Genomic DNA, 19,401 nt, shown 5'->3' with positions numbered 1-19,401 from the left:
ATCCCTCTTATCCTCCTTATGTGCCTGCCTATCATTATGTCTCTGCAATGGGGAATTTTTAGAATCAGAGAGAGTATTTAAAGTGCTAAGGAGACTCTGTTTAATTTTTTCGCCTGTCATGATGATCAGCTCCTAAAATGTCAGAATGTTTTAGAGAATTTTCCAAATAATGAGAGAAGGTGAGGTAAGGTCAGGTAAGGTTAGAGGGGGAGATGAGAGGCAGGAGTGGGGTTATCATCATGCTTCATCAGTGTCATCAGGGGTATCGGAGTTATCCAAATCATTCCAATTTTCATAAGATTTTAGAGGAGAGTATTGGCTCTGTAAGATTTCAATTAAGTGGAGGAATCCAGGGCTAAGTTGCTCTTTCTCTTGATGGTGTAGTGCTGAGCTTAGAAGAATAATATCGGCCTTTAAAGGAGGCAAGGCTTCCATAAAATCGGCGTTATACCCTAATAATGTGCCGGGCGCATGTGGATCGAAGAGATTGATAAGAATAAGCTTTATCTCGCTGCCCTCATGTTTTCGTATTCTTGCCAATTTTTCTCTCAATTTATCGGGATAGAGGGTAGTACTCTCGGCGGTAGAGATCTCCCCTAAGTATTGGGGCTCATCTATTTGTTGATCTTGGCTGCTATGGTTACTATTCGTTTCTGTCGCTCTCTTATTCTCCCACAAGGAGTGTTCATGGTTGGTTTCCCGCATATAGCCCGGAGACCAGAATTTGACATCGATGCGAAAAGGGGTACCCACAATGGCGAGATCATACTCTTCATAAGTTTGCGCTGAGAGAGGCTCAAAAGTGGTTTCGATATGGCAGCTATCAAAGAGTGCCTTAACGGCATATTCACCAGCACGACCTTTAAAGATGCGTTGAAGGATATGGGGGTGAAGCGCATACTCATATTGTTGCGCTTGAGTTGGCAAAAGGGTATTGAGAAAACCTTGTGCACGAAATTGAAACAAAATTTTACTATGACGATTTAAAATATCGTAACTCCGATCGAGATCATAATGGTAACGACCTCTCCCGGGTGATGTGAAGAATTTCCAAGGTTTTTGGGTATACCAAATATATTGTAAACGCTTAGTTAAGTAGTGAGAATCGGTTGAGTGGGGCATTTTAAGCAGATCTTCACGCTCTACTTGAGGGAGTTTAAAGCAAGCCCATTGGGAGAGTTTCATTTTAAGATGTGATAATAGCTCTCTTATTTTAGGATGATTCCCCTTATAGCGAATTGCTTCATCTTCCATACACCATTGATAGTTATGTTGAAGCACGGCGATCCCCAGTTGTTGCCACGCACGTTTCACAATCTCTAAATCTTCAAGATTCTCTTGATGCCGTAACTCTTGTAGCAAGGAGATGAAGAGCGACTCTACAACATAACGAATCGACTCTCCCGATTGCTCTTCAGTGAGAAGCATCTCAATATGGCTCTCAAGCTGATTATTTTTCTGATATTGTACTGCTTGATCAATAATCTCTCGATTGAGTTGGCTAATGAGATCGGCATTATTTTGATAGCAGTAGGTCGCGGTAAAATCAGCAATATTCTCTGCTAGAGACTCATTGGCATAGATCTCGATATTTTGAGAAAAATTCCAAACTCGCTCTAATCGACCGATCTGTTGTTGTAGATTCGCCATGATATTGAGTAGATAATCCTCACTCTTTTTATAAGTTTTATTAAGGTCAGTTAGGGAGCGATCACCTAAGATCTGCGCAATATTTTGGGCTAATTGGCTCTTTTGAATAAAGCGGTTTTGAAAAAGTTTCTGCAGATCGCGAATCATCTTAATCGCCGGATCCTCTTTTATCTTGTAGAGGAGATTTTGTTGTTGATCATAAGGCATCACACCTTCCGAGATATTGCCCATTCCATCGAAAAAATTCTCCTTTTTACTAAAAAAGTAGTGATGCTCTTCAAGCAGATAGATGATAGAGAGATCTTGGGTCTTTCCTGAACTATCTTCAAAGTGAAAATTGATCCCGTTAGAGGATGAGTTTGCTTGTGTCATCAGGAGGATGGGGACATTACATCGGAAAAGCTCACGATAGTAGCGTTGAAAGTGAGGAAGCTTTTGAACTTTTGCATTGAGAAACCAGAGAATAAGGGGACGATTGTTTACCTCAAGATAGTAGAGATAATTCGATAAGGCTTTCTCCGTGGCTCCTTTATCTAGATTGAGTTCTGCTATAGCTTGGCGCCAGCGTTGGTATGGATTCAGGGCGACAGGTATCATCTGTTTTGAGGGTGAGAGTGAAAGATCGCTAAAAAGATCAGGTTCAATAGCGGGTGAGTTCTCCATTGGTATGGCAGGATGATTATGATCGATGGAGAAGATCTTAAGCCATGGAAGATATTGCTGACTTATTGGGCGATCTGGATGTTTAAACCAATGATAAAGCGCTCTAAAGGAGTTACAAAAGGCGATCTGCCCAAGATGCATCTCTTTATAGCTAGCGATTTTTAATAACTCAAGCTGTTTACTAAAGAGCGCTTGTCGGAATTGGTATGTCTTCGATACCTTCGATTCTTTTGATCGATTTCGCCGATATATTGAATCGAGGGAGGTTGAGTTGAGAGAAATCATTTCAGCAAATGGATTGTAGCGCTCTTGATCGGAAAGAATCTCTGCGGGTAATGTGTGATAGAAAATGCTCTCCCACTCTAAATGAGCACTTTGTGGCAATGACAAAGTTTCTGATGGAATAAAATTGGGAAAGAGAGGGTCTTGTGCGTAGTCGTTGTGAGCCTCTTTTTCAAATTGTGTCTGCAATCGCGTATTGATATGTGTGCTCTTTTTAATAGGTTTACCATTAAATTCGGTAATAAAGAGTAAGCCGCGACTGCTTCGATAACCTCTCTTTTTATCGATAAGAGATTGAATCATTGTTTTTTGAAGCTGAATCATCTCCTGATTATCAAAATAGGGGATAGGCGATTTGAGATATAGCGCCTTCTCCTTATCGGGGATTTTATAACCAAAGCTATCGGTAGAGAGATTAGGTGTTCGCAGTTCTGCGATGTAGGGGAGCACCTGCATCAGCCAAGGAAGATCAAAATTGGAGATCACTCTAGGAATATAGGCGGTAGCCGAGAGCGCAATAATCAGATTTCGAGAAGCGAGATCTAATAAGATACCGTCAGGTGTTGTCTGCATGGAGGCGCGTTTAATGTTGAGTCGCCGAAGATCAAAGGCATTATTATCATTATCGATTGCCCAGGTGGTAAATCCGGTGAGATTCTCATAAGTTTTAGGGATCTGCCCATTAAGACCGATTCTTTTAAGCTCCGGAAGATTCATCGCAACTTGTAAATAGGGGTAGAGATAAGGGAGAACTCTTGCATAATAGCTCTCTTTCCCATCATTTTTTTCATTGAGAAGATCCTTAATAATTCTCTGGGAAAGAGGAATAGGGTAAGGGTCTTTCTTGCCATATTTCTCATCGATATAGTGTAATTCTCGAATAAAGCGACTTAGGTAATTCTCTAAAATTCGCATAAAGTGGTAGAGAGGAATCTTTTGAGAGGTTGATGGAATCAATTCTTTATGAGGATAGAGAACAAGGGTATCCTCCTCATTGATCAGTGAGAGATAGGCATTACTGATTAGTTGGTCAGCACGGAAAAGGTAGCGCATCTCAAAGGCATCAGTCTTTTGTGACAGCGATTTAGGAATAAGGAGATTACGTCTATTAGCCGTTAAGGGAGGAATATTGGCCTGATCAAGGGCTGTGGCAAATTGCTCGCTTAAATTAATTAATCGTTGAGAAGCCTCCCGATGATAGGGCATTGAACGATCTAAAATCTCTTTGGAATCTACTAAGAGCTGCCCAATGCACTCCATCATATTTTGGATCGGGAAATCGGTAGAGAGAAGCTTTTGTAACACATCAGATTGATAATCAAACTCATCGATAAAGATCACGTAATCGCGTAAACTCTTCTGGGAGAAGCGTTGTTGCTGTACACCATCATAAAAACCGTAAAAGAATTTCTGAGTGGTCATTATTAGGAGATCATGTTTTTGATCTTGAAAGCAGATTCCTGGCAACAGTTGCTGAATGAGCGGGTTTTTCCGCAATATCTTTTGGGAATCTTCATCACTCTCTAGAAGTGTCTTAATAAGTGATTGTTCAAATAGACTACAGACTCGGGTTAGCTGTTCTTGCTTCTCAGAGGGGGGCTGTGCTGATTCTTGATAAGGCTCATAGTTATAGTAGATCTTTTGGCAGTAACTTAACCATTGCTCCGCAGTTTTTTGGGTGATCGCTTTTTGAAGCTTTAGGTTACGGATTGCTTTGAAAACTCTTTTGGTTGCTGCATTGATCTTCTGTTTTGAAAGATAAGTGGGCATTGGAGAGTCCTCCTCTTTCTCATGGGGAAGAGGAAGATTGCAAATAACATGGGTTAATAGCTGCTGTTGTGGGTAGAGTAGCGTCGCTTTAAAATTTGGCAGCAACTTCCCTTGATCATTGTGATCACCGTTGGGATCGTTAGTGGGAGCAGCTTGGGTCAAATTATGGTAGAGATCTAAAATAATATTCCAGCGGTGGGTGATGAAGATCGCTTTTTTACCCCTATTTTTAATCTCTTGGAGAATCGGAAGAGCCGTCAAATCATCATGCGCACTATAGAGCGAGCTAGTTTTCCCCAATCCTGTCGGGCCGTTGAAGAGGGAGAAGCCAGCAATTCCTTTCTCTCCATTGAGTGCAATATTCTGTTTTAAGATCTCAGCAAAGAGGGCATTATAGGAGTAGACGGGAGATGGTTGCGCCATGGTATAACCCTTACTTATCTAGTAGTTATTGAGATTAACGGATTGTTAATACTCTTTCTTGCTCTTTCATACCCTTTCAATTCTACTAAAGTAATGTATCAATATTGCAACATGGCAACATGGCAGCGAGGAAGCGAGGAAGCGAGGAAGCGCTATTGCTGATTTAGTGTTGATCTAGTTTATAATTCTGCACGAATAACGAATAACGAATAACGAATAACTAACGACTAATCCGTTCTCTATGAACTATTAATCGTTAGTCATTCATATCCTGACCATTAGCGCTAAATTGCTAGCGGTTAATTGTTGGGTAATCAACCATCGTTGATGGGATCGATGGGATCTATAAGATCTCTCTTCTATGGGAGATCTCGAATATCGGCGATCGGCTCATCACCTGTCATAAGTGGAGAGTTAAAATAGCGGATAATAGCTTCTGCCGCTTGATGCGGGGAGAGGAGCTGATTTTGCTCTTTAAGCTGTAAGAAGCGCTCAATATGGGGAAATGCCGTTGGGGAGCTTGCTCGGATCTCCACTTGCATATCGGTATCGATGACACCGGGAGCGAGTGCAGTGACATAGATGGGGTGTTGATGCTGCTTTTGCTCTAAATGGAGTGCTCGGCTAAAGTGGTCGATTGCCGCCTTTGTCGCACAATAGATCGACCAACCGGAGTAGACATGGCGTCCGGCGCCGGACGAGATATTGACAATCCGCTTCATAATAGGAAGGTTCTGTGTCGCTTCGACAAATCGATTACTCAATTCAATCGGTGCTTTAATATTGATATCGATCGCCTTTGCAATGACACTACTATCAAGTTTACCAATCTGTTCGATAGGTTGAACGACGCCGGCGTTATTAATTAAGGTGATCTCTGAGGCGATATGAAGGTAGGGTTCGAGCCATGCCATAACTTGTTCTGTCGCTCCCGGTTGAGTCAGATCAAGTGCGATATGATTCGGTAGTTGATCGGGATTATTCCGAGAAACTCGGAGGACTTTATAATCTTCCGCTTCTAAAATAGTCGCTAATGCGTGACCAATTCCTCTCGATCCGCCGGTAATAATATAGATTTTCATCAACAACTCCTTCTCTCTTATTTAATGATTGATCGTTAACATTAATCTTTCACATCGATTTTCAATATTGATTTTTAACGCTAATATTGAGCACTCATCCTTAATGTTGATTCTTAATGTCGATCTTCAAATATTCCACTCATTGTAGGGGAGATTGTGCTATTTATGAAGTATTCAGAGATAGCCTTTCATGTATAATAAGATTTTTTTATACTAACCGAGTAGTAGGCATAATTAGATAGGTGGAATGAGTTATGAAAAGATCGAAGCGCTTAGTAACGGCAGCACTCTTTTGGTTTGCATCGTGTGCGATGGCAGAGCAACTCTATATTAGCGATAAACTACAAGCCCCTATTAGAGCCGGTGCCGGAGATAATTATCGAATTACTAAGATGATTAATGCCGGAGAGCCGGTTGTAAAATTAGCTGAGCGTAATGGCTACTATCAGATTCGCTATGATGGCAATAAGACCGGCTGGATCTATAACACCTTTTTGATGAATGAGCCGAGTGCGCGAAACTATATTGAAGAGGCGAAGAATCGTTATGAGCCACTCTTGCAGGAAAATAGAGCCTTAGAAGAGGAGATAGAGCGCTTAAAAGAGGCGCAGATGCAAGCACTCAATCGAGCGCAACAAGATAAAGAGTCACTTCTCAATGAGCTAGAGGTCTTAACCGCTGAAAATCAAGCCTTACAATCGGAGATTGTCGAGTTGCGAACCCTCAATGCAAGAGAGATTGAGTTAGCACAGGAGAATGATGCGCTCAATCGTCGAGATCATGTTCAAAAGGTGGAGATCACAACATTAAAGCAGGAAAATGCGCGTCTTCAGTCGGTCAATCGAAGTAGTGAATGGACGGCGGGAGCATTGATTCTTTTAGGAGGAATTATCTTAGGAACCTCGATTTTGCCACGCCTCTTTGCAAAAACGCGCCGGAAAAGAACTTGGGATTTTTAAGTTTTTTCAAAAGAGGGTATTGACACGATTCCCAATACCCGTTTTAATAAAGAATGCCGATTTGACACAGCTTGCGGGCAATGAACAGCTAAAGCGTGATATAGAAGATGAGTTAGATCTTGATAAAAAGAGTCTAAGCCTCTATACCAGAATTAGCCAAATAGCCCGTAACTTCTTTGAGGTTACGGGTTTTTCATATTATTAGAAAAAATATCAAAAAATATCAGAAAAACGGTTGAAGCGCTTTTGTAGATAACTGACTGAACTTAACAGAATTTGATAAAAGCACTTAAAAACATTTATAAGCAACTCTTTAGATAGAAAAGGAATAGCATCGATGAAAACAGTTTTAAAGAAATTAGCATTTGTCTCGCTAATAGGGAGTTCACTCGTCTTAGCAGGTTGTAATAAAGATGATCAGGTGGATGAAGCTGATCGTAAGAAAATTCGGATCGGGACAACAGTGGGTGACTTTGCTGATATGGTGACCGATTCTGTTAAACCACAATTGGAAGAGAAGGGATATCAGGTAGAGTTAGTTGTTTTTACCGATTATGTTCAGCCTAATCATGCGCTGGCAGATGGTTCGATCGAGATCAATACCTTCCAACATCTTCCTTATCTTAACTCCTTTAAAACACTACATAAGCTCGATCTAACAGAAGTTTTTCAGATCCCAACAGGTCCTTTAGGGATCTATAGCGGTAAGAAGAAGAGTTTAGATCAGCTCGGTGAAGGAGCGAAATTTGCAGTTCCTAATGATCCGAGTAACTTCTCTCGTTCATTAGCGCTATTGGTAGATGCAGGTTTAATTACGCTCAAACCAGGGACCGATTCTTTGAAAGCCGTTGCAGCGGATATTGCTGATAATCCTCATAATATTGAATTAGTGATGATTGAGGCGCCTCAATTACCGCGTGTTCGTGATGATCTCGATTATGTCATTATTCCTGGGAACTATGCTGCAAGCTCTAAAATTCCCTTTAGTGAAGCGCTCTTTACGGATCCAGGATTTGCCTTTATCAACTGGGCTGCGGTAAAGAGTAAAGATGTGGATGCGCCTTGGTTAAAAGATGTAAAAGAGGCTTATAACTCCGATGCATTTAAAGCTTATGCTGCGGAACGCTTTGCCGGTTATAAATATCCAGCAGCATGGGACGAGGCGACAAAGTAGGCTATTGACTCAAGCTTCTTCCTAAATGATGCGAGATTAAGTTTGAACTTACAATCATTAAATTTAAGTAATAAGCTAATCGAAGTAGCTAATCGGAGTAGCTAATCGGAGTTAGGGTGTAATATTACTGAATTATTACGATGTTATTATCGAATTAGAGGCGATCGAAAGATCGCCTTTTTTGTGTCAGCCATTTTTGTATCAGTCACTTTTAGGGGCGATTGTCGAGGGCGGATCAATTGTTAGATGTTGCCTCATAGACTAACTTGTAGGTTTTATATGCTGATTCATATGTAGATTCATATGTAGATTCATATGTTGATTAGAAAAATAGTACAAAAAAGCATTGTAATCTTCTTAAGATTGTATTATTGTACTACTACGCTAATACAGAAGAGGGGCATTAAATAATCAATTCGCTTCTCTTCTTATTTTTATAACAGGATTAAAATCGTAGAAGAGGCATCGACAATGATGAAAAGTAGTCGCTTAAAAATCGCTATCCAGAAGTCAGGACGTTTAAGTGAAGAATCTCAGGAGTTACTTGAGAAGAGTGGACTTAAGATTAATATGACCAAAGATAAGCTGATCGCTCATGTAGAGAATATGCCGATCGATATTCTACGAGTCCGCGATGATGATATCCCGGGATTAGTCTTTGATGGTGTTGTTGATCTCGGAATTGTTGGACAAAATGTATTAGAGGAGGTGGCCCTTGGTCGTAAAGAGTCGATCGAATCTCTCTATCGTGTCAAACAGGTTCTTCCATTTGGAGGATGCCGACTCTCATTAGCGCTGCCTAAGAGCTGTGATTATCAAGGTATTGAGGATTTTCAAGGCTTACGGGTGGCAACTTCTTTTCCGAATCTCCTCGATCGTTATTTAAAGGCGAAGGAGATCAATTATAAGAGCTCTCTCTTAACAGGATCTGTTGAAGTTGCGCCGCGAGCAGGTTTGGCGGATGCAATTTGTGATCTTGTCTCTTCAGGAGCGACGCTAGAAGCAAATGGTCTAAAAGAGGTTGAGGTGATCTTCCGCTCTAAAGCTTGTCTTATTGAGACCAATGTTGAGATGAGTGCCGAGAAAAAGGCGCTAATTGCCAAAATTATGCCGAGAATTCAGAGTGTGATTCAGGCAAATGAATCGAAATATATTATGTTACACGCCCCTAAGGATCGTTTAGAGGAGATTACTAAGCTACTTCCAGGTGCTGAAAATCCAACCATTCTCCCTTTAGCGACGGATCAATCTCGCGTTGCGGTTCACGTTGTCAGTAGTGAAGTGCTCTTTTGGGAGACGATGGAAGCGCTGAAAGCGAAAGGGGCAAGTTCTATCTTAGTCCTACCGATTGAGAAGATGATGGAGTAATGTCATGTTTAATATGTCACGCTTAATCGGATAGTCCGTAGAGAGATGCGATATGATGAGAGATCGTGAGATATTATCTAGGGTGCATTATGTGCAACAACTAGACGATAATTAATCCAATGATAATTAACCCAATGATAATTGGCTAATTGACTAAATGACTAAATGATCATTGGAAGAGAACGATTAGAATTAAATCCATTAGTAATTAAGAGAGAGTGGAGAGAGCGGAAAAAATGGAGAAAATTATTTGGAATTCTCTGTCAGAAGCAGAACAGAGAGCAGCTTTAGAGCGCCCCGCAGAGCGAGCCGCAGCTGAGATCAAAACAATTGTTGCAGAGATTGGCGCAAGGGTAAAAGAAGAGGGTGATCGTGCCGTTATAGCACTGACAGAGCAGTTCGATCAGGTTACAGTAACAGATCTATCTGTTGGCAAAGAGGCCTTTATTGCCGCTGAATCACGCCTCTCTTCACAATTTAAGCAGGCGATTGAACGAGCGTATCGCAATATCAAGAAATTTCATGAGGCTCAAAAGCAACCGAAGATTGCAGTGGAGACAGAAGAGGGGGTCTATTGTGAGGTCTTAACACGAGCGATTGAATCTGTCGGTCTCTATATCCCAGGGGGGACAGCGCCACTCTTTTCAACAGTCTTGATGTTGGCAATTCCCGCTAAAATTGCAGGATGTGGTGAGATTGTTCTTGCCTCTCCGCCTCCGATTGCAGATGAGATTCTCTATGCAGCACAACTTTGTGGAATCGATAAGATCTATCAGATGGGGGGCGCACAAGCGATCTTTGCCCTAGGTTTAGGAAGCGAGAGCGTTATAAAGGTTGATAAGATCTTTGGTCCCGGCAACAGCTTTGTAACAGAAGCAAAGCGTCAAATTAGTCAGATGCCGGGAGGCGCTGCTATCGATATGCCGGCAGGACCATCCGAAGTCTTAATTATCGCGGATCAATCTGCTAATCCCGCCTTTGTAGCGGCAGATCTTCTCTCTCAAGCAGAGCATGGTGCTGACTCCCAGGTGATCTTAGTAACCCCTTCAGCGCCCTTGATCGATGCAGTAGAGCGTGAGATTGAGAAGCAACTGCAACAACTAGGGCGCGCAGAGACCGCAAGAGCTGCTTTGCAACATAGCCGCTCGATCTTAGTCGATGATTTAACCGAAGCAGTGGCAGTTAGTAATCGTTATGCGCCGGAGCATCTAATTATTCAGACAGAAAATGCCGAAGCGTGGGTTGATCAAATTATGCATGCGGGATCTCTCTTCTTAGGCGCTTACTCGCCGGAATCGATGGGCGATTACGCATCGGGAACGAACCATGTTCTTCCAACTTATGGCTATGCTAGGACCTATTCAAGTTTAGGTTTAGCCGATTTTAGTAAGCGTATGACGGTTCAACGTCTAACGAAAGAGGGTTTTTCACGTCTAGGGCCGACAGTGGCACTTCTTGCGGAAAAAGAGCAGTTAGATGCTCATAAATTAGCAGTTGAAGTAAGACTCCAAGCATTAGCTGAAACGTTCACAGGAGCGTTAACAGGAGCGTTAATAGAAGAGGAGAGGGGAAATAATGAGTAGAGAGGTAGCAGAAGCGATGAAAGATCAGAAAAAGAGTGGCTCACTATCGAAAGAGGCAGGGAGTGTTGTGGCGTTGAGTCGTCGCTCTGTTCAGAAATCTCAGCCCTATATTGCGCCATCACGAGATTATAGTGGCAATGAGATCTATCTCGATGCGAATGAGAATCCTTATGCTGCACCCATTTCACTAGAGATGATGATGAATCGTTACCCCGACTCCCAGCCGGAGAGAGTGATTGAGCGTTATGCCCAATTTCTAGGGGTCGATAGAGCGGAAGTTTTAGTTACATTAGGGGGTGATTCTGCCATTGAGCTTTTGATTAAAGCTTTTTGTGAGCCGAAAGAGGATAAGTTACTCTACCTTCCTCCCACCTTCGGAATGTATCAAGTCACCTGTGATCTTTATGATGTCGAGACGGTGATGGTGCCGCTCCGAGAGGATTTCTCACTCGATCTAGAGACGCTTCTTGCAAAGCTCGATGGCATTAAGATGCTTTTTCTCTGTAGCCCCAATAATCCCACCGGCAATGTGATTCCCACGAAGGAGATTGAGGCTATTTTGGAGGCGACGCGCAATAAGACAATCGTGGTTCTTGATGAAGCTTATATTGAATTTAGTGATCAAGCCTCCTTTGCTACCCGAGTTAAAGAGTATCCTCATCTTGCTTTAGTGCGGACACTCTCTAAAGCTTTTGCTTTAGCGGGTATTCGGATGGGCTTTGTAGTTGCTGATCGAGGATTGATCGATATCCTACGCCGAGTGATTGCGCCTTATCCGCTTCCAGTACCGGCAATTGCCGCGGCAGAGGCGACGCTTACAGCAGAAGGAATTGCTACTATGAAGGAGAGCCGAGCGAAGATATTAAAGAGTCGAGAGGCATTAAAAGAAGCATTAGCTGCAATCTCTATTGTTGAGCGAATCTATCCATCGGCAGCCAATTTCTTATTGGTGAAAGTGCAGGACTCCCAATCACTCTTTGATTATCTCTCTAAGGAGGGAATCTTTGTCCGCTATCAAAGTTCGCCGGCACTTGCGAATATGTTACGAATCTCTGTCGGATTGCCGGAAGAGAATGATGCTTTAATTGCCGCAATGAATCGCTATGCGGAGAGTTTAACGATTTAACTTTAATGATTTAATAGACTTATAAAAGATTATAAAAATTGAGGAAGAAGAGGATTTTAATGCAGAACATTCTATTTATTGATCGAGACGGAACTTTAATTGATGAGCCAAAGAGTGATTTTCAGGTGGATTCATTAGAGAAATTGCTATTTGAACCTAAAGTAATTCCGGCACTTTTAGAGTTACAAAATGCAGGCTATCGCTTTGTGATTGTCTCTAATCAAGATGGTTTAGGCACGCCGAGCAATCCACAAGATAAGTTTGATCTTGTACATGAGCGAATGATGGAGACCTTTGCTTCACAAGGCATTCTCTTTGATGATGTTTTACTCTGTCCCCATTTTTCGGAAGATAGTTGTGAGTGTCGTAAACCAAAGACCGGTATGGTGACTCGCTACTTAGAGGAGAAGCTCTTTAATCCTGAAAATAGCTATGTGATTGGTGATCGAGAAACCGATCTTGGCCTTGCTGAAAATATGGGGATTGAAGGGATCTTATACCATCGTGAAAAGATGGATTGGCCCTTGATTGTTGAGCGATTGATCGACAAAGGAATTGTTAGAGAAGGGCATCAAGCTCGGAGTGCAAAGATCGCACGTAAGACAAAAGAGACCGATATTCAGATTGAACTCTTTTTAGATGAGACCGGTAGTAGTACGATTGAGACCGGTATTCCTTTCTTCAACCATATGCTCGATCAGATCGCAACTCATGGCGGTTTTCGGATGAATGTTGCGGTTGATGGTGATCTAGAGATTGATGATCACCATACTGTAGAAGATACTGGGATTGCACTTGGTGAAGCGCTTCGTGCTGCATTGGGAGATAAGCGAGGTATTGCCCGTTTTGGCTTTGTTCTACCGATGGATGAGTGTCGCGCATTTTGTACATTAGATCTCTCTGGCCGTCCCCATATCGATTTTGAAGCAACCTTTAATCGCGATATGATCGGCACCTTTAGTACAGAGATGGTTCCTCACTTCTTCCGCTCCTTGGCTTACGCATTAGGCTGTACGCTCCACTTGAAAGCAGAAGGGGTCAATACACACCATAAAATTGAGTCACTCTTTAAGGTATTTGGGCGGACATTGCGTCAAGCAATTAAGGTAGAGGGTGATCTATTGCCGAGCTCGAAAGGTCTACTTTAATCAATCTTGTCTCATCTTATTGACCAATCTGAATCTATCTTAAGTTATCTTGAGTCGTCTTGAGTCATATTAAGCTATCTCAATTAATAACAATAGCGCATAAACAACTTATCAATACCTTATCAATAACCTATAAAATTGCTACAAGGAGTAGCCCATGATTATTCCCGCTTTGGATCTTATTAATGGCGAAGTTGTGCGTCTCCAACAGGGTGACTATCAGCGCCAGACCACCTTCTCATACTCACCCGTTGAGCAGTTTCAACACTATGTTGATGCAGGCGCAGAATATCTCCATCTTGTGGATCTAGATGGCGCTAAAGATCCTGCGGCTAGGCAGCTTCCATTGATTGCAAAGATTGTTGAAGAGGTGAAAGCACCGATTCAAGTTGGCGGCGGGATTAGAACTGAAGCGGATATTAAAAACTTACTCAATATTGGTGTCTCTCGAGTTGTTGTCGGCTCTACGGCTGTTACAAATCCTGATGAAGTGATCCGTTGGTTTCAACAATTTGGAGGTGATCGTATTGTTTTAGCGCTCGATATTCGTATCGAAGAGGGCGTTAAAAAGGTTGCTCTCAGTGGTTGGTTAGAGACAAGTGAGCGTAGTTTAGAGGAGTTAATTGCTCTCTATGTGCCTTATGGTTTAAAGCATGTTTTATGCACTGATATCTCGCGCGATGGTATGTTGTCAGGATCGAATGTTCCGCTCTATCAGGAGCTTTCGGCCGAGTATCCCCATATTGCATTTCAATCCTCAGGTGGTATTGGCTCTCTGGCGGATATTGAAGCCTTAAAGGAGAGTCAAGTCGCGGGTGTTATTGTGGGACGCGCACTATTAGAAGGAAAATTTACCGCTGAGGAGGCGATCAGATGTTGGCAAAAATAGTAGCATGTTTAGATATTAAAGATGGCGTTGTGGTTAAAGGGACGCAATTTCGGAACCATGAAACGATGGGAGATGCGGCACTTTTAGCGAAGCGTTACTCCCAAGAGGGGGCCGATGAATTGGTGATTTATGATATTACCGCTTCGAGCAAAGGGGAGGTGGTTGATAAATCATGGGTAAAAGAGATTAAAGCATTGATCGATATTCCACTCTGTGTGGCAGGTGGCATTCGCTCGATCGAAGATGCTGCAGCGCTCTTTGCCAATGGGGCTGATAAAATCTCAATCAATTCACCGGCACTGGCAAATCCTCATCTGATTAATGAGTTAGTAGCAGCTTTTGGGAGTGATAAGATTGTTGTTGGGATCGATTCTTACTATGACAAAGCGCTAGATGATTATTTTGTCTATACGTTAACGGGAGATGAGGCGACAACAGCGAAGACTCAATGGCGTACCTTAGATTGGGTTGCCGAGGTTGAGAGCCGAGGTGCCGGTGAGATTGTCCTTAATATGATGAATCAAGATGGCGTGCGAGATGGTTATGATCTTGAGCAGTTAAAGGCAGTTAAAGCTGTTTGTAAGCGAGCTAAATTGATCGCTTCAGGCGGCGCAGGAAAGATGGAGCATTTTCGAGATGCCTATCTTATTGCCGGGGTTGATGGCACTTTAGGTGCGTCAGCATTTCATAAAGAGCTGATCAATATCACCGCGCTTAAAGAGTATCTTGTCGCAGCGGGGATTGAGGTGATTCCTGTAAAATCTGCTCAGCAGCAGGGGGAGAGAAAGATCTCGATAGAGGCAGCTCAAGAACTTATTGCCTCGGTAGATTGGCAGAAGGTAGAGCATCTTCTCCCGGTGATTGTGCAAGATTACTATTCTGCCGAAGTCTTGATGTTAGGCTATATGAATGCCGAAGCTTTAGAAGAGAGTTTAACGCAAGGGCGAGTTACCTTCTATTCCCGTACGAAAGAGCGTCTCTGGACAAAAGGGGAATCCTCGGGAAATTACTTAACCATTGTTGATTATGCACTCGACTGCGATCAAGATACTCTTCTCATTCTTGCTAAGCCAGAAGGGCCTACCTGTCATTTAGGGGAGATCAGCTGTTTTGAATCTTGCTCTAAAGAGGTTCCTTGGGTCTTCTTCTCTCGCCTAGAGTCTCTCTTAGCATCACGAAAAGGGGGAGATCCTGCAGAGTCGTATACCGCTTCACTCTATGCAAAGGGAACAAAGCGCATTGCCCAAAAAGTGGGGGAAGAGGGGGTTGAAGTTGCCTTAGCCGCGACAGTTCATGATGCCGAAGAAGTGATCTCTGAGATGGCAGATCTGCTCTACCATGCAACTGTCTTACTTCAGGATCAGGAGCTCTCTTGGAGCGATGTGTTGGCGAAGTTGGAAGAGCGAAATCGTTAAGCGTTGAGATCTTTTTGAAAATATTTAACATAATGCTTGCCTTTTTTTGAAAAGGCTCTATAATTACTAAATCAATTAGCGCGGGGTGGAGCAGTCTGGTAGCTCGTCGGGCTCATAACCCGAAGGTCGTTGGTTCAAATCCGGCCCCCGCAACCAAATTGAAAGGCTCACTAACAATGTTAGTGAGCTTTTTTTATTGACTATTATCCATTATGCTGTCTGTTCTATTTTATTCCTTAGATATTTAGGTATTGAGATATTTGGGGAATGTTTCAGAATGCAACAAGAGAAGGAGTACTAAATGATTGTTTATGGTATTAAAAATTGCGATACGATGAAGAAAGCATTTAATTGGTTAGATCTTCATAAGATCAGTTATCAGTTTCAAGATTATCGTAATCCCCCTTTGCCGGAGGCGACATTGAATCAATTGATCGATAAGATCGGTCTTGATAAATTGGTCAATAAACGGAGTACTTCTTGGCGCGCGCTCTCAGAGAGTGAAAAGGCGGCCGTGATGGAGAAAGAGAGTGCCATTGCAATTTTACAAGCTCATCCTACACTGATTAAACGCCCCGTTATCGTAACTGATGATCAAGCTTTTGTGGGCTTTTCTGAAGCGCTCTATAACGATCTTCTCTTAAAATAGTTCCGGTAAGCTTAAGTTTATATTAGGTAAATTGACTTCGGTTGGAAAGAAGGGGTTGAGGAAGTAAGTCCTCAGTGATCACTTTGAAAATTAGCAGGGTCCTATTGAAGAGTTATATTGATATTTTCGATATGACTCTGCTATCAATAATATGTATTACGTATCACGTGGTAGAGGATACGCCGATCTTGAGATTAGCGTTTCTTAGCTAACCAGATCGTTCGCCCGCCACAGCTCTGATCTTCTATCTTATACTGAATCAATCCAAATCCATGTTCAATAAAGAGCTGCCGATAATGATCGGGCGCAAGGCTTGCATGGTAGAGTGGATGACCATTAAATTCCCCAATCGCTTCGCCGTCATTAGCGCCTGTAGTAATAAGAAGAGGCGCACCCGGACGGCAATAGCGTTCAAATTTTTGAAAGAGCGCGATCTGATCCTCTGCCGGGAGGTGAAAGTAACTATCCCAGGCAATAATGCCGGAAAATTGTTGATCAAAAGCGATATCTCGCATATCTGCGATAATCCATTCAGCCGGCGCTCCTTTAAAGTTCTTCTTTGCAGCTTTAATAAAAGCTTTGGTGAAATCAACTCCTCTAATTTGGCAGCCATTTTCTAAGAGATAGTGCGCAATGGGGTATCCATCACCACATCCAAGATCTAACACTTCAGCCTTATTAGGAAGACTCTGATCTTCTGTTTTTTGAGGAATTAGATCGAGAAAACGATCGAGCCACGTCTTTTCGATAAAGGGAGATTCTGAACGTAATTTGCGCCATGCCTTAGCATAGCGCTTATAGATGATAGGGAGATAATCAGCAGAAGGGTGGGTCATAGGGGACTCTTTTTGATTCGTATAAGTGATTCTTGAAAATAGTTAACTTTCTCTCTTCTCAACCACAACCTCTTCTGCATTATTTTAATTGATGATCTTTCTATGATCGATTTCTAAATGAGACGCTATTCGATCTTCTCTTAACAATGTGCTTATCGTGCTGTTAATCCCTCTTCTGCAACATTACATTCTGTTGTAGAGTGATCAGTTGCTTCTGCGGTAGAAACTTCAGCATTGATAGCATTGTCAACATTGATTTCAGCACACTTTTTTTTAGGAAAACGTCTTTTTTGCTGAAAGCGGTTGTGAAGGTTGTTCGCTATAATCATACCACAGACAATAACAACCCCGAGCAATTCCACAATCTCAATAGCATGACCTTGGAACATTCTGATAATAATTGTCGTTACCGGCGCAAAGTTGATAAAGAGCACCGCATTGATCGGCGTTAAGATCTGTACCCCTTTATTCCAGCCGATTAGCGCAAAGAGACCGGGGAGAAAGATCATAAAGAGAAGCTCATATTTAACGGAGTAGATCTCCGGGAGTGTCGGCGGGGTAATTTTACCAAAGAACGTTCCCACCATAACAACAATAAAGGTTGTTGCCATACCATAGATAATAGAGAGCGTTGAGTAGCGTAAGACAGACCATTTCGGAAGACGTGATCCACCAATTGTATAAAGTGCCCATCCTAAAGCCGCTAAGAAGAGGAAGAAGAGTGGTAGCAAGCGATCACCGCTAAAGAGGGTGGAGAAATCACCATTTGTTACAACCAATGTAACCCCAAAGAACGCGATTAAGATGGTGCCTAGAGTAAAGTTACTCGGTCTTGAGCGGTAGTAAGCCCAAATTACAATCGCAGAGATAATAGGAACCGCAGCTTCCATAATTGAGGCGATAAGAACGCCGGGATCACCCAATTGATCTTGCCCGATAAACATCAAAAGATTGTAGACGGTAAAGCCCATCGATCCAAAAAACCAGATCATGAAGGTATGTCCTTCAGTTTTAAAGGCGGAAGCTCCCTCTTTATAGAGAAGGAGAAGCGATAAAATTAACGCCACTGGAAGATAGCGTAGGAGTGTGAAGTAGTAAGGATTCATCACCTTAAAGATCTCCGCGGCAACAGGGAACATTGCGCCCCAAGATGCACTTGCGATGATCAGTAAAATTACTCCATAAATTAGACTATGCCGACTTGCCATAATAATTCACCCCATCCTTGTCGATTATTCCACTATTTTTTCGTTGTTATCTGTTCATTGTTCTTTGTGCGTTGAGCATTGCCTCTGAAGCCTCTTCTGAAGCCCCTATTACCACAAGGCAGGCATCTCTTCGCAATGTGACTCAATTTAAACCTCTTTTCATATCTTGTAAAACGATTAATTATATTAGTTGCGATCATTTTTAGTGATGGATATAATATCTTCGCTATTGAACCAAAGAGGAGGCGGGTAGCTATGAATGGTCGTGATCTACGGATATTTACAAAAGTGGCGGAATTAGGCTCTATTAGTCATGCGGCAAAAGAGCTCAATTATGTACAATCAAATGTGAGTTCTCGGATTCAGAAGTTAGAGGAGGATCTCAATGTTACGCTCTTTTTTAGAAGTAAGCAGGGAATGCAATTGACGCCAGAAGGAAAGGTATTAATTGATATTGCTTATAAGATTATTGAACTTTCTGACAAGATGATGCAGCTTGCTCGCTCTGGTGGAAAACCTGTCGGGAAGTTAGAGATCGCTTCTGTTGAGACGGTGATTAAGTTGCCGCTTATTCTCTCTAAATTTAATAAAAATTATCCAACGGTCGATCTTCGTTTAGCAACCGGTGTGACAACGGAGCTTCGAGATAAGGTGCTCAACTATAAGCTAGATGGGGCATTTGTTACAAAGAGCCGTTTTACCAGTCATCCTGAATTGCGGGAGATAGATGTCTTTGAAGAGAAATTGGTACTGATTGCAGATCATCAGGCCGATAATATTGAGACGCTTTTAGAGATGCCCCTTTTAAGTTTTAGTGATGGCTGTGGGTATCGAGCAAAGTTCCAAGAGTGGTTAAAGACGATCCATTTTGAGCCCACAAAGAATATGGAGCTTGGAACATTAGAGACAACTTTAGGGAGCGTGATCTCTGGGTTAGGAATTGCTTATGTTCCCTATTCTGCAGTACAACATTATGAGCGTCAGGGATTAATCTTCTGCCATGAGCTATCGGCGCAATATAGTGAGATTACGACAACCTTTATCTATCGTGTTACTGAGGAGGTTAGCCCGGTATTGCAAGCCTTTGTTGAGACGATAGAGTTAGCAAAAGATGATGCGATTTCTCCTTTTTTCCGTTTTTAAGTTCTCAGGTGAAACTTAAGAGAGATTTGTGTT

At 42.3% G+C, this 19,401-nt stretch carries 14 protein-coding genes, 1 tRNA gene and 1 pseudogene; 12 read left to right on the top strand and 4 right to left on the bottom strand.

The genetic code is table 11. From position 1 onward, the window contains the following. Positions 1 to 237 precede the first annotated feature (237 nt). Positions 238 to 4,788, bottom strand: coding sequence for a hypothetical protein (locus DC077_RS02215; protein ID WP_109201122.1), 4,551 nt, complete (start codon positions 4,786 to 4,788; stop codon positions 238 to 240). A gap of 359 nt (positions 4,789 to 5,147) precedes the next feature. Continuing rightward, positions 5,148 to 5,870: an SDR family NAD(P)-dependent oxidoreductase gene (locus DC077_RS02210; RefSeq protein WP_109201121.1), complete on the bottom strand. Its 723-nt coding sequence runs from the start codon at positions 5,868 to 5,870 to the stop codon at positions 5,148 to 5,150. Between the two features lie 254 nt (positions 5,871 to 6,124). Between DC077_RS02210 and DC077_RS02205 the strand changes: the two genes are divergently transcribed. From DC077_RS02205 to DC077_RS02160, 11 genes and pseudogenes are all read left to right on the top strand, one after another. Further along, a complete protein-coding gene (locus DC077_RS02205; RefSeq protein WP_109201120.1) occupies positions 6,125 to 6,829 on the top strand; it encodes a TIGR04211 family SH3 domain-containing protein in 705 nt (234 codons plus the stop codon). Positions 6,830 to 7,166: 337 nt separating this feature from the next. Beyond that, entirely contained in the window at positions 7,167 to 8,003 is an 837-nt protein-coding gene (locus DC077_RS02200; protein WP_109201119.1) for a MetQ/NlpA family ABC transporter substrate-binding protein, read from the top strand. A 471-nt stretch (positions 8,004 to 8,474) separates the two neighbouring features. Then, positions 8,475 to 9,371 carry an ATP phosphoribosyltransferase gene (gene hisG / locus DC077_RS02195; RefSeq protein WP_109201118.1) on the top strand — a complete coding sequence of 299 codons (897 nt, stop codon included), beginning with the start codon at positions 8,475 to 8,477 and terminating at the stop codon, positions 9,369 to 9,371. A 236-nt stretch (positions 9,372 to 9,607) separates the two neighbouring features. Continuing rightward, positions 9,608 to 10,954 carry a histidinol dehydrogenase gene (hisD, locus tag DC077_RS02190; protein ID WP_109201117.1) on the top strand — a complete coding sequence of 449 codons (1,347 nt, stop codon included), beginning with the start codon at positions 9,608 to 9,610 and terminating at the stop codon, positions 10,952 to 10,954. Then, on the top strand, positions 10,947 to 12,080 hold the full coding sequence (hisC, locus tag DC077_RS02185) for a histidinol-phosphate transaminase (protein ID WP_109201116.1): 1,134 nt from the start codon (positions 10,947 to 10,949) through the stop codon (positions 12,078 to 12,080). Before hisD ends, hisC begins: the two co-directional genes overlap by 8 nt. Before the next feature lie 59 nt (positions 12,081 to 12,139). Continuing rightward, positions 12,140 to 13,228: a bifunctional histidinol-phosphatase/imidazoleglycerol-phosphate dehydratase HisB gene (hisB, locus tag DC077_RS02180; protein WP_109201115.1), complete on the top strand. Its 1,089-nt coding sequence runs from the start codon at positions 12,140 to 12,142 to the stop codon at positions 13,226 to 13,228. A gap of 157 nt (positions 13,229 to 13,385) precedes the next feature. Beyond that, positions 13,386 to 14,117, top strand: a complete 732-nt coding sequence (gene hisA / locus DC077_RS02175; protein WP_109201114.1) for a 1-(5-phosphoribosyl)-5-[(5-phosphoribosylamino)methylideneamino]imidazole-4-carboxamide isomerase — start codon at positions 13,386 to 13,388, stop codon at positions 14,115 to 14,117. Beyond that, positions 14,102 to 14,866 (top strand): annotated as a pseudogene (hisF, locus tag DC077_RS11120) (imidazole glycerol phosphate synthase subunit HisF); the annotation flags it as partial. The gene hisA and the pseudogene hisF, both read left to right, overlap by 16 nt. Continuing rightward, positions 14,864 to 15,532, top strand: a complete 669-nt coding sequence (gene hisIE / locus DC077_RS11115; RefSeq protein WP_239990345.1) for a bifunctional phosphoribosyl-AMP cyclohydrolase/phosphoribosyl-ATP diphosphatase HisIE — start codon at positions 14,864 to 14,866, stop codon at positions 15,530 to 15,532. The pseudogene hisF and the gene hisIE, both read left to right, overlap by 3 nt. Positions 15,533 to 15,611: 79 nt before the next feature. After that, positions 15,612 to 15,688 (top strand) — tRNA-Met (locus DC077_RS02165). Between the two features lie 145 nt (positions 15,689 to 15,833). Then, on the top strand, positions 15,834 to 16,181 hold the full coding sequence (locus DC077_RS02160; protein ID WP_109201112.1) for an arsenate reductase: 348 nt from the start codon (positions 15,834 to 15,836) through the stop codon (positions 16,179 to 16,181). A gap of 194 nt (positions 16,182 to 16,375) precedes the next feature. Here the strand turns inward: DC077_RS02160 and DC077_RS02155 are convergent, their stop codons facing one another. Both DC077_RS02155 and DC077_RS02150 read right to left on the bottom strand, forming a co-directional pair. Then, positions 16,376 to 17,017 carry a class I SAM-dependent methyltransferase gene (locus DC077_RS02155; protein ID WP_109201111.1) on the bottom strand — a complete coding sequence of 214 codons (642 nt, stop codon included), beginning with the start codon at positions 17,015 to 17,017 and terminating at the stop codon, positions 16,376 to 16,378. Positions 17,018 to 17,169: 152 nt separating this feature from the next. After that, on the bottom strand, positions 17,170 to 18,225 hold the full coding sequence (locus tag DC077_RS02150) for a DMT family transporter (protein WP_109201110.1): 1,056 nt from the start codon (positions 18,223 to 18,225) through the stop codon (positions 17,170 to 17,172). A gap of 255 nt (positions 18,226 to 18,480) precedes the next feature. On the opposite strand from DC077_RS02150, the gene DC077_RS02145 reads away from it, so the two are divergent. Continuing rightward, positions 18,481 to 19,368, top strand: coding sequence for a LysR family transcriptional regulator (locus DC077_RS02145; protein ID WP_109201109.1), 888 nt, complete (start codon positions 18,481 to 18,483; stop codon positions 19,366 to 19,368). Positions 19,369 to 19,401 lie beyond the last annotated feature (33 nt).

The organism is Ignatzschineria cameli (genome assembly GCF_003121895.1).
In the GTDB taxonomy this organism is placed as follows: domain Bacteria; phylum Pseudomonadota; class Gammaproteobacteria; order Cardiobacteriales; family Wohlfahrtiimonadaceae; genus Ignatzschineria; species Ignatzschineria cameli.
Note: the sequence above shows the minus strand (reverse complement) of the source record. Positions and strands in the feature narration are given on the sequence as shown.

Bases quoted from the DNA above. Each gene is read 5' to 3' on its own strand.
- DC077_RS02215 (WP_109201122.1), bottom strand. From the start codon at position 4,788: ATGGCGCAACCATCTCCCGTCTACTCCTATAATGCCCTCTTTGCTGAG.
- DC077_RS02210 (WP_109201121.1), bottom strand. From the start codon at position 5,870: ATGAAAATCTATATTATTACCGGCGGATCGAGAGGAATTGGTCACGCA.
- DC077_RS02205 (WP_109201120.1), top strand. From the start codon at position 6,125: ATGAAAAGATCGAAGCGCTTAGTAACGGCAGCACTCTTTTGGTTTGCA.
- DC077_RS02200 (WP_109201119.1), top strand. From the start codon at position 7,167: ATGAAAACAGTTTTAAAGAAATTAGCATTTGTCTCGCTAATAGGGAGT.
- hisG (WP_109201118.1), top strand. From the start codon at position 8,475: ATGATGAAAAGTAGTCGCTTAAAAATCGCTATCCAGAAGTCAGGACGT.
- hisD (WP_109201117.1), top strand. From the start codon at position 9,608: ATGGAGAAAATTATTTGGAATTCTCTGTCAGAAGCAGAACAGAGAGCA.
- hisC (WP_109201116.1), top strand. From the start codon at position 10,947: ATGAGTAGAGAGGTAGCAGAAGCGATGAAAGATCAGAAAAAGAGTGGC.
- hisB (WP_109201115.1), top strand. From the start codon at position 12,140: ATGCAGAACATTCTATTTATTGATCGAGACGGAACTTTAATTGATGAG.
- hisA (WP_109201114.1), top strand. From the start codon at position 13,386: ATGATTATTCCCGCTTTGGATCTTATTAATGGCGAAGTTGTGCGTCTC.
- DC077_RS02160 (WP_109201112.1), top strand. From the start codon at position 15,834: ATGATTGTTTATGGTATTAAAAATTGCGATACGATGAAGAAAGCATTT.
- DC077_RS02155 (WP_109201111.1), bottom strand. From the start codon at position 17,017: ATGACCCACCCTTCTGCTGATTATCTCCCTATCATCTATAAGCGCTAT.
- DC077_RS02150 (WP_109201110.1), bottom strand. From the start codon at position 18,225: ATGGCAAGTCGGCATAGTCTAATTTATGGAGTAATTTTACTGATCATC.
- DC077_RS02145 (WP_109201109.1), top strand. From the start codon at position 18,481: ATGAATGGTCGTGATCTACGGATATTTACAAAAGTGGCGGAATTAGGC.